Origin of the sequence: Pseudomonas marginalis (assembly GCF_001645105.1) — a bacterium.
In the GTDB taxonomy this organism is placed as follows: Bacteria; Pseudomonadota; Gammaproteobacteria; order Pseudomonadales; family Pseudomonadaceae; genus Aquipseudomonas; species Aquipseudomonas petroselini.
Genome location: NZ_LKEG01000048.1, coordinates 74,603 through 84,864, shown reverse-complemented (window position 1 = coordinate 84,864; position 10,262 = coordinate 74,603). Strand labels below are relative to the sequence as shown.

General features: G+C 62.4%; 6 protein-coding genes. 3 read left to right on the top strand and 3 right to left on the bottom strand.

All coding sequences use genetic code 11. The features are described 5' to 3' along the window. Window positions 1–203: 203 nt before the first annotated feature. The 3 genes from AO064_RS21285 to AO064_RS21275 all read right to left on the bottom strand — a co-directional run bounded on the left by AO064_RS21285 (window position 204) and on the right by AO064_RS21275 (window position 3,469). Window positions 204–884 (bottom strand): Crp/Fnr family transcriptional regulator, encoded by a 681-nt coding sequence (locus AO064_RS21285; RefSeq protein WP_064054575.1) that lies wholly within the window; start codon window positions 882–884, stop codon window positions 204–206. A gap of 138 nt (window positions 885–1,022) precedes the next feature. Then, window positions 1,023–1,670 carry a two-component system response regulator NarL gene (gene narL / locus AO064_RS21280; protein ID WP_064054574.1) on the bottom strand — a complete coding sequence of 216 codons (648 nt, stop codon included), beginning with the start codon at window positions 1,668–1,670 and terminating at the stop codon, window positions 1,023–1,025. After that, on the bottom strand, window positions 1,667–3,469 hold the full coding sequence (locus AO064_RS21275) for a HAMP domain-containing protein (RefSeq protein WP_064054573.1): 1,803 nt from the start codon (window positions 3,467–3,469) through the stop codon (window positions 1,667–1,669). Before AO064_RS21275 ends, narL begins: the two co-directional genes overlap by 4 nt. Before the next feature lie 310 nt (window positions 3,470–3,779). Between AO064_RS21275 and AO064_RS21270 the strand changes: the two genes are divergently transcribed. From AO064_RS21270 to AO064_RS21260, 3 genes are read left to right on the top strand one after another with little or no spacing between them, the layout of a single operon-like run. After that, on the top strand, window positions 3,780–5,030 hold the full coding sequence (locus AO064_RS21270) for an MFS transporter (protein WP_064054572.1): 1,251 nt from the start codon (window positions 3,780–3,782) through the stop codon (window positions 5,028–5,030). Between the two features lie 2 nt (window positions 5,031–5,032). Further along, the gene (locus tag AO064_RS21265) at window positions 5,033–6,430 is read left to right on the top strand and encodes a NarK family nitrate/nitrite MFS transporter (RefSeq protein WP_064054571.1); all 1,398 of its coding nucleotides are present in this window, start codon (window positions 5,033–5,035) and stop codon (window positions 6,428–6,430) included. Between the two features lie 57 nt (window positions 6,431–6,487). After that, entirely contained in the window at window positions 6,488–10,261 is a 3,774-nt protein-coding gene (locus AO064_RS21260) for a nitrate reductase subunit alpha (protein WP_064054570.1), read from the top strand. Window position 10,262: the final 1 nt, after the last annotated feature.

Sequence of the window (10,262 nt, the reverse complement as noted above, 5' to 3'; positions counted from 1 at the left end):
ATGCACATGTTTCAACCGACCGGGTAATCAAGGCTGCCAAAACGAAAAGACCTTGAAAGGGATGGCCGTAAGGGCGGAACCCATTTCAGCCGTTACCCAAACAACGGATATGTACCCGCCAAATGCAACACCTCCCACCTCCAGCGTCATCGCGTAGAAACCCCATGACCCGCAGCGAAACTCTACATGATCGGCAACGGGCATTAACCGGCCTGGTAGCCCATCAGTTCCTCTTCACTGAGGATTCGAATGGTGCGCCGCTGCACCTCGATCAATCCACCTTCCACCAGCCGGTGCAGAATCCTGGAAAAGGTCTCCGGCTGGATCCCCAGCTTCGACGCCACCAGTCGTTTAGGCACTTGCAGCACCACTTCACCGCTGACGGCATTGCGCTCCTGGAACAGAAAGTTGATCACCCGGCGACTGGCGTTGGCCAGGGTCAGGGTGTCGATGTCCTTGAGGCGCTGGTGCAGGTGGATGCTCATGCTCGCCAGGATCGCCAGGCAGATTTTCGGCTGGTCTTCCAGGGCGCGGCGGTAGTGCTGGCCTTCGATACTGACCAGCACACAGTCCTTGAGCGCTGTTGCGCTGACCGGGTAGGCCTTGGCCTGGGTGAACAGCAGGGCTTCGGCGAAGGTCTGGCCGGGTTGAATGATTTCCACCAGGTGCTCCTGGCCTTCGCCGGTGACGCGATGCAGTTTGATCTGGCCGCTGACCAGCAGGAAGAAACGGTCGGCGGGGTCGCCCTGGTGCATCAAGGGGGTGTGGCTGGGCAGGCGTTTCAGGTTGGCCAGGGTGCAGACGTCCTGGAAGGTTTTTTCCGGGAGTTGGGTGAAGAGGTGGTGACGGCGTAGGGTCAGGACGATTTGGGGATGGGTGAGCATTGTTTGGGCCTCCGCGGGTGGTCAGGGTAGGGGGCCTGGGGTGGGTTTGGATATGCCTCTGAGGGGGTACCTCGGTGTGTATATCCGTTTCTGCGGTAACGGCGGGTATGGGTCCCGGCGCAGACCTAACCCCAACGCTCACCCCACCTGCCTCAAATGCTCCATCGCCCAAACCGCCGCCTCCACCCGCGACCGCAACCCCAACTTGTGCAGCAAATTCTTCACATGCACCTTCACCGTCCCCTCAGTAATCCCCAACTTATGCCCAATCACCTTATTGCTATACCCACTGGCGATCGTCTTCAACACCTGCCGCTCCCGCTCGGTCAATTCAACCGCCGCATGCGGCTGCGGTGAGCGCAACGCCTGGGCCAGCACTCGTGTCAATCCGGGGCTGATCACCAGCGCCCCATGCAGCGCATCGCGAATAAATTCCACCACCAGTTCCGGCTCCATGTCCTTGAGCAGGTACCCATTGGCGTCCAGGCGCAGTGCATCCCGAATATCGTCTTCGGCGTCGGACACGGTAAACAGCAACACCTTGCCGGCATAGTCCATGCCGCGCAGGCGGCGCAGGGTTTCCAGGCCGTTCATCTGGGGCATGTTGTTGTCCAGCAGCACCAGGTCCGGTTGCAGGCTCTGGATCTGGTCAAGGGCTTCCTGGCCGTTGCCGGCTTCACCGACCACGTGCAGGTCGTCTTCCAGTTCGAGGATCTGGCGCATGCCGTGGCGCATCATCGGGTGGTCGTCGACCAACAGGATCCGGTGGCGAATGGCGGTGTTCATGAGGCGGTGCCTTGTAGGGAGTGGCCAAGGAATTCCGGCTGGAAACGCAGTTGCACACGAGTGCCCTGAGGGGTTCGTGGGCTGATGTCGAGGTCGCCGTGCAGGCTGCGGGCGCGTTCGTCCATGATGGTCAGGCCGTGGTGTTCTCGCCGGTCGACCTCGCCGCTGAAGCCACGACCATCGTCTTCGATGCTCAGGCTGACTGTCTCGCCGACTTGGCGCAGTTGCAGCCAGGCGTTTTGCGCATGGGCGTGGCGCAGGCAGTTGGACAGCGCTTCGCGGGTGATCTGCAACACGTGGATCTGTTCGCTGGCCGACAGCTGGAAGGCCAGGGCGTCCACATGCAGGTGCACCTGGAACTCGCCACGCCGGGAAAATTCTTCGGCGGTGTCCTGCAACTCATGCACCAGCCCGGCATCGTGGATTTGCAGGCGGAAGGTGGTGAGCAGTTCGCGCAGTTGGCGGTAGGCGTTGTTCAGGCCGTCGCGCAGTTCGCCGGTGACGGTGGCCAGGGTCTCCACCGGTTCGCCACGGCGGATCAGGGTTTGCATGCGGCTCACTTGCAGCTTCATGTAGGACAGCGCCTGGGCCAGGGAGTCGTGCAGTTCGCGGGCGATGATGGTGCGCTCGTCGAGGAGCAAAAGGCGGTGGTCCTGTTCGCGTTGGCGCTTAAGGGACAGTGAGGTGCCGATCAGGTTGGCCAAGGCCTGGATCAGTTGTTTTTCCCAATCCTGCGGTGCATGGCCGTCAAGGAAGTGCGCCTTGAGTTCGCCCAGTTCCGCGCCCTGGTTGCTGATGCTGAACACTTGCGGCGGCGCGGCGTGATGACGCTCGCAGGTGGCACAGTCACCGACCGCGCAGACGTTGCGGCTGTTCTCGCCATGCAGCGCGAGCATCTGCTGGGCCGGCGCCAGGAAGTGGCCTTGCAGGCATAACGACAGGCGCAGCCCCGGCAGGCGTTTCTGGAAGCGTCGGATCAGTTCATCCAGGCCCTCGGCATTCGCCAGGCGCGTGGCCAGGCTGCGGCTGCTTTGGTAGAGCAGTTCGAGGGCGGCGTTGGCTTGTTGCAGGTTGAGGGTCTTGAGCTGCACCTGGCTTTCCAGGGTGCGGTGCGAGGCTTCGATGGTTTCGGCCATGGTGTTGAAGCTCAGCGCGAGTTGGCCCAGCTCGTCCTCGGAACGGTGGTTGACCCGGATCTTGAAGTCGCCGTCGCGAAAACGCCGGGTGGCGTGCACCAACTCTTCCAGGGGGTTGACCACCCCGTATTGCAGTTCGTACAGGCCGATCAGCAGGATGATCAAGGTGCTGAACAGCGCCAGGCCCTGGATACCCTGTTGCCAGCCTTGTTTGCGTTCGCTTTGTTGCTGCAACAGGCTGACGAAGTGATTCAGTTGCTCGACAAACGCCGGGGCGCTGGCCTGGAACAAGGCCGCATCACCGCGCAGCACCGCCGGGCGCAGCTCGGTGTTCCAGCGTTGCTGGATCTGTTGGTAGCTCTGTAGCAGGGCGCTCTGGGGGCCGTCTTCCAAGACCGCCTTGAGCGACTGACTGTCGAGGCGCCGTTGCAGGCTTTGGCTGACCTCGGTGATTTCACCCGGCTGGGCGCCGGCGGCGAGTTTCCAGCTGAGGTGGTAGGTCTCCATGCGCACCGAGCCTGCTGTGTTGATCGCGGCGGCGTCGCCCTGGCTGAACCAGGCGATCAGCCCGGCGCTCAGGGAGCTGGCCAGGGCCAGGATGGCGATAAGGATCACCGCCAGGCCGGCACGGGCGGGCAGGGAGCTGCGCAGCCAGTCAAGCATGACGGCGTAATCGACGAAGGCAATGCAGAGGCATGAGGGCACCTGAAACCGGAAAGGGGGCTGGACACGGCCTTCCCTGGCGCACTACCTCTAAAGAATTGCCGGCGAACCCTCCCACGGATAAAAGCCGGCACAAGAGAGCAATCCATTGATAAATAAAGCTTTTCTCTTGTTTTTGCGTCTACCTCCTTGGAGGTAGACGGGGCCAGCATAGCCCGATACCCCCCAGGCGGACGTTGATCTGGGTCAAGTTACACGGGGGTCTGGCCCCTAACCTGCGCTCATGAAATCACTTTCTGGAGCGCTTACCGTGACTCAACCCCGTATGAGACAAGGCCTGGTGCTGGGCATGAGCACCCTGGCTTTCACCGTCTGCTTTATGGTGTGGATGATGTTCGCCGTGCTCGGCGTGCCCATCAAAGAGCTGCTGCAACTCAACGAAACCCAGTTCGGCCTGCTGGCCGCCACGCCGGTATTGACCGGCTCCCTGGTGCGCCTGCCACTGGGCCTGCTCACCGACCGCTTTGGCGGGCGCATCGTGTTTTTCCTGCTGATGCTCGCCTGCGTGTTGCCGCTGTACCTGATCACCTACGCCACCGCCTATTGGCAGTTCCTGGTGCTGGGCCTGTTTGTCGGCCTGGCCGGCGGCTCGTTTTCGGTGGGCATCGCCTACGTCGCCAAATGGTTTGACAAAGATAACCAAGGCTTCGCCATGGGCGTGTTCGGCGCCGGTAACGCGGGGGCGGCCGTCACCAAGTTTCTCGCCCCGGCACTGATCGCCCTCGGCACCTGGCACCTGGTGCCCAAGGTGTTCGGCGCCATCCTGTTTATCACCGCGCTGCTGTTCTGGTTTCTCACCAGCGAAAACAAGGCGCACCGCAGCGCCGGCGGCGCCAGCCTGCGCGAGCAACTGCAGAGCCTGAAAGACCCGGCCGTGTGGCGCTACTGCCAGTACTACTCGATTGTGTTCGGTGGGTACGTGGCCCTGGCGTTATGGATGACCAAGTACTACGTGCAGGAATACGGCTTCAGCCTGCAAAGCGCCGCGCTGCTGGCCGCGTGTTTCTCGCTGCCCGGCGGCGTGCTGCGGGCGGTGGGCGGCTGGATGTCCGACCGCTGGGGTGCGCAAAGCGTGACCTGGTGGGTGTTGTGGGTGAGCTGGGTGTGCCTGTTCCTGCTCAGCTATCCGCAGACGCAACTGCAGGTGATGACCGTCAACGGTCCTCTTGATTTCCATATCGGCCTCAACCCCACGCTGTTCACCGTGCTGCTGTTTGTGATGGGCATCGCCTTCGCGTTCGGCAAGGCCTCGGTGTTCAAGTACATCGCCAATGACTACCCGCAAAACATGGGCGCGGTGTCCGGCATCGTCGGCCTGGCCGGTGGCCTGGGCGGCTTTGTGCTGCCGATCCTGTTCGGCGCGCTGGTGGACCTCACCGGCGTGCGTTCCTCCTGCTTCATGTTGATGTACGGCGTGGTCTGGGTGTCCCTGGCCTGGATGTACTTCAGTGAAATTCGCAAACAGCCATTGCTCGGCAAGCAAGCTCTCCAAGGAGAATGATCATGTCCATTGCGCAAAAGCCCGGTTCGGGCCCGGTGATCCACGACTGGCGCCCCGAGGACCCCGCTTTCTGGGGCGCCAGCGGCAAGAAGACCGCCACCCGCAACCTGTGGATCTCGATCCCCGCGCTGTTGCTGGCCTTCGCCGTCTGGATGGTGTGGAGCACCGTGATCGTGCGCCTCAACGCCATCGGCTTCAGCTTCACCACCGACCAACTGTTCTGGCTCGCTGCATTGCCCGGCTTGTCCGGCGCCACCTTGCGGGTGTTCTACTCGTTCATGGTGCCGATCTTCGGCGGGCGCCGCTGGACGGCCCTGAGCACCGCCTCCTTGCTGCTGCCGTCGCTGTGGATGGGGTTTGCGGTGCAGGACCCGGGCACGCCCTACAGCGTGTTTGTGTTGATCGCCTTGCTCTGCGGTTTTGGCGGCGGCAACTTCGCCTCCAGCATGTCCAACATCAGCTTTTTCTACCCCAAGGCCCAGCAGGGCACCGCCCTGGGCCTGAACGCCGGCCTGGGTAACCTGGGGGTCTCGGTGATGCAATTCTGCGTGCCACTGGTGATCACCTTTGGCGTGTTCGGCCTGGTGGGTGGGCAACCGCAAACGCTGCCGGACGGTAGCCAGCTGTGGCTGCAGAATGCCGGCTTCATCTGGGTACCGTTCATCCTCACCGTCACCGTGGCCGCGTGGTTCGGCATGAATGACCTGTCCAGCGCCCGCGCGTCGTTCAGTGACCAGGCAGTGATCTTCAAGCGCAAGCACAACTGGCTGATGTGCTGGCTGTACCTGGCGACCTTCGGTTCATTCATCGGTTTTTCGGCGGCGTTCCCGCTGCTGATCAAGACCTCGTTCCCGGACGTGGTCGCGCTGAAATTTGCCTTCCTCGGCCCGCTGGTCGGCGCGCTGGTACGTCCACTCGGCGGCTGGCTGGCGGACAAGATGGGCGGCGCGCGGGTGACCCTGTGGAACTTCGTGCTGATGATCGTGATGGTGTTCGGCGTGCTGCACTTCCTGCCGCAGAACGGGCAGGGCGGCAACTTCTACGGCTTCCTCGGGTTGTTCATGTTGCTGTTCATCACCACCGGTGTGGGCAACGGTTCCACCTTCCGCATGATCCCCGTGATCTTCCGCACCCAGCACGAGAAAGCCAGCGCCGGCAAATCCGCCGCCGAGCGTGAACAGGCGATCAAGAACGCCGGCAAGGAATCCGCTGCGGTGCTGGGCTTCAGCTCGGCCATGGGCGCGTTCGGTGCGTTCTTCATTCCCAAGTCCTTCGGCACCTCCATGGCCGCTACCGGCAGCCCGGCCATGGCGTTCTACATGTTTGTCGGTTTCTACCTGAGCTGCATCGTCGTGACCTGGTGGTGGTACGCCCGCAAGGGCTGCGCCACACCCTGCTGATCGACCTGAATTCGCCGGGGCAACGCACCCCACGGCACGCCTGATGAGGAAAGCACCATGAGTCATTTACTGGATCAACTGCGGTTCTTCAACCGTAAGCAAAACGAGTTCTCCGAAGGCCACGGCGAGACCCGCAAGGAGTCCCGCGACTGGGAAAACGTCTACCGCTCGCGCTGGCAGTACGACAAGATCGTACGCTCCACCCACGGTGTGAACTGCACCGGCTCGTGCTCGTGGAAGATCTACGTGAAGAACGGCCTGATCACCTGGGAAACCCAGCAGACCGACTACCCGCGCACCCGCAACGACCTGCCCAACCATGAACCGCGTGGCTGCCCGCGTGGCGCCAGCTACAGCTGGTACATCTACAGCGCCAACCGCCTCAAGTACCCGAAAATCCGCAAGCCGTTGCTCAAGCTGTGGCGTGAAGCGCGACTGACCCTGTCACCCGTCGAGGCGTGGGCGAGCATTGTCGAGGACAAGGTCAAGGCCGACTCGTACAAGAGCAAGCGCGGCATGGGCGGCTTCATTCGTTCCAACTGGGAGGAGGTGAATGAGATCATCGCCGCCTCCAACGTCTACACCATCAAGCAGTACGGCCCGGACCGCATCGTCGGCTTCTCGCCGATCCCGGCCATGTCCATGGTCAGCTACGCAGCGGGTTCGCGTTACCTCTCGCTGATCGGCGGCGTGTGCCTGAGCTTCTACGACTGGTACTGCGACCTGCCACCGGCCTCGCCGATGGTGTGGGGCGAGCAGACCGACGTGCCGGAATCGGCCGACTGGTACAACTCCAACTACATCATCGCCTGGGGTTCCAACGTTCCGCAGACCCGCACCCCGGACGCGCATTTCTTCACCGAGGTGCGCTACAAGGGCACCAAGACCGTGGCGATCACGCCGGACTATTCGGAAGTGGCCAAGCTCACCGACCTGTGGCTCAACCCCAAGCAGGGCACCGATGCCGCGTTGGCCCAGGCGTTCAACCATGTGATCTTCAAGGAATTTCACCTGGATAAACCGAGCGCTTATTTCACCGACTACGCCAAGCGCTTTACCGACTTGCCGGTGCTGGTGATGCTCAAGCCCATGACCGGTTTTGCACCCGGTGCAGGCTTCCAGCCGGACCGCTTCCTGCGCGCTTCGGACCTGGTCGACAACCTCGGCCAGGACAACAACCCGGAATGGAAAACCATCGCCCTCGACGAAAGCGGCGAACTGGTCTCGCCGCAGGGCGCCATTGGCTATCGCTGGGGCGAGAAGGGCAAGTGGAACATCCTCGCCAAAGAAGGCGGTGAAGGCCGCGCGATTGACCTTAAGCTCAGCCTGATCGGTGACGACGTCGCCGAAGTGGCCTTCCCGTATTTCGCCGGCGAAGCCCACGATTACTTCCAGCACGTGGCCGGCGATGCCGTGCAGTTCCGTCGTGTGCCGGTGCACAGCGTGACCTTGGCCGACGGCACGGTAGCCAAAGTCGCAACCGTGTTCGACCTGTCCGCCGCCAACCTGGCCATCGACCGTGGCCTGGGCGGCAACAACGTCGCCAAGGACTACGACGACGCCAGCGTGCCGGGCACCCCGGCGTGGCAGGAAGCGATCACCGGCGTCAGCCGCGAGAAAGCCATCCAGATCGCCCGCGAGTTCGCCGACAACGCCGACAAGACCAAGGGCCGCTCGATGATCATTGTCGGCGCGGCGATGAACCACTGGTACCACATGGACATGAACTACCGCGGGCTGATCAATATGCTCATGCTCTGCGGTTGCGTCGGCCAGACCGGCGGCGGCTGGGCCCACTACGTCGGCCAGGAAAAACTGCGCCCGCAGTGCGGCTGGCTGCCCCTGGCCTTCGGCCTGGACTGGAACCGCCCGCCGCGCCAGATGAATGGCACCAGCTTCTTCTACGGCCACAGTTCGCAATGGCGCCACGAGAAGATGAGCATGCACGACATCCTCTCGCCACTGGCCGACAAATCGCAGTTCCCGGAGCATGCCCTGGACTACAACATCCGCGCCGAACGCGCCGGCTGGTTGCCGAGTGCTCCGCAGCTCAACACCAACCCGCTGCACATCTGCCGAGACGCGGCGGCCGCCGGCATGACACCGAAAGACTACGTGGTCAAGTCCTGGCAGGACGGCAGCCTGCGCTTTGCCTGCGAACAACCGGACAGCCCGGTGAACTTCCCGCGCAACATGTTTATCTGGCGCTCCAACCTGCTCGGTTCCTCGGGCAAGGGCCATGAGTACATGCTCAAGTACCTGTTGGGCACCAAGAACGGCGTGATGAACGAAGACATCGGCCACAGCACCGAATGCAAGCCGACCGAGGCCGAATGGGTCGAAGACGGTGCCATCGGCAAGCTGGACCTGGTGACCACCCTGGATTTCCGCATGTCCTCCACCTGCGTGTATTCCGACATCGTCTTGCCGACCGCGACCTGGTACGAAAAAGACGACATGAACACCTCGGACATGCACCCGTTCATCCACCCACTCTCGGCGGCCATCGACCCGGCGTGGGAATCGCGCTCCGACTGGGAGATCTACAAAGGCATCGCCAAGGCGTTCTCGGCCATGTCGGTCGGTCACCTGGGCGTCGAGCAAGACCTGGTCACCGTGCCGTTGATGCATGACAGCGTCGGTGAACTGGCCCAGCCCTTCGGCGGCACCGACTGGAAAAGCGCCGGTGTGGCGCCGGTACCGGGCAAGAACGCCCCGAACATGGCGGTGGTGGAACGCGACTACCCGAACATCTACAAGCAGTTCTCGTCCCTCGGCCCGATGCTGGAAAAACTCGGTAATGGCGGCAAGGGCATCAACTGGAACACCGATGAAGAAGTCGAGTTCCTCGGCGAGCTGAACCATCACGAAAGCGATGCGGGCATCAGCCACGGCCGGCCGAAAATCGACACGGCGATTGACGCCGCTGAGGTGATCCTGTCGCTGGCCCCGGAAACCAACGGCAAGGTCGCCTTGAAAGCCTGGGCCGCGCTGTCGGAGTTCACCGGCATCGACCACAGCCATTTGGCGATCTCCAAGGCCCATGAAGCGATCCGCTTCCGCGATATCCAGGCGCAGCCGCGCAAGATCATCTCCAGCCCGACCTGGTCCGGCCTGGAAGACGAGCACGTGAGCTACAACGCCGGCTACACCAACGTCCATGAAAACATCCCATGGCGCACCATCACCGGTCGCCAGCAGTTCTACCAGGATCACCCGTGGATGCAGGCGTTCGGCGAGCAGTTGATGAGCTACCGGCCACCGGTCAACACCCGCACCATTGAAGGCGTGAAGGGCAAGCGCAGCAATGGCGAGACCGAGATCGTCCTGAACTGGATCACCCCGCACCAGAAATGGGGTATCCACAGCACCTACAGCGACAACCTGCTGATGCTCACCTTGAGCCGTGGCGGCCCGATTGTGTGGCTCTCCGAAATCGACGCCAAGCGCGCCGGGATCGAGGACAACGACTGGATCGAATGCTTCAACGTCAACGGCGCACTCACCGCCCGTGCGGTGGTCAGCCAGCGCGTCAAGGAAGGCATGGTGATGATGTACCACGCCCAGGAACGCATCGTGAACGTGCCCGGTTCGGAAACCACCAAGACCCGTGGCGGCCACCACAACTCGGTGACCCGCGTGGTGCTCAAGCCGACCCACATGATCGGCGGCTACGCCCAGCAGGCTTACGGTTTCAACTACTACGGCACGGTCGGTTGCAACCGCGATGAGTTTGTCGTGGTGCGCAAGATGGCCAAGGTCGACTGGCTCGATGGCACCGCTGGCGATGATCTGCCACGCCCATTGCCGACCGATATCGAGGAGAACTGAG

What these genes read in the sequence shown, in the direction of transcription:
- AO064_RS21285 (WP_064054575.1), bottom strand. Translation starts at nt 884, where the DNA reads ATGCTCACCCATCCCCAAATCGTCCTGACCCTACGCCGTCACCACCTC.
- narL (WP_064054574.1), bottom strand. Translation starts at nt 1,670, where the DNA reads ATGAACACCGCCATTCGCCACCGGATCCTGTTGGTCGACGACCACCCG.
- AO064_RS21275 (WP_064054573.1), bottom strand. Translation starts at nt 3,469, where the DNA reads ATGCTTGACTGGCTGCGCAGCTCCCTGCCCGCCCGTGCCGGCCTGGCG.
- AO064_RS21265 (WP_064054571.1), top strand. Translation starts at nt 5,033, where the DNA reads ATGTCCATTGCGCAAAAGCCCGGTTCGGGCCCGGTGATCCACGACTGG.
- AO064_RS21260 (WP_064054570.1), top strand. Translation starts at nt 6,488, where the DNA reads ATGAGTCATTTACTGGATCAACTGCGGTTCTTCAACCGTAAGCAAAAC.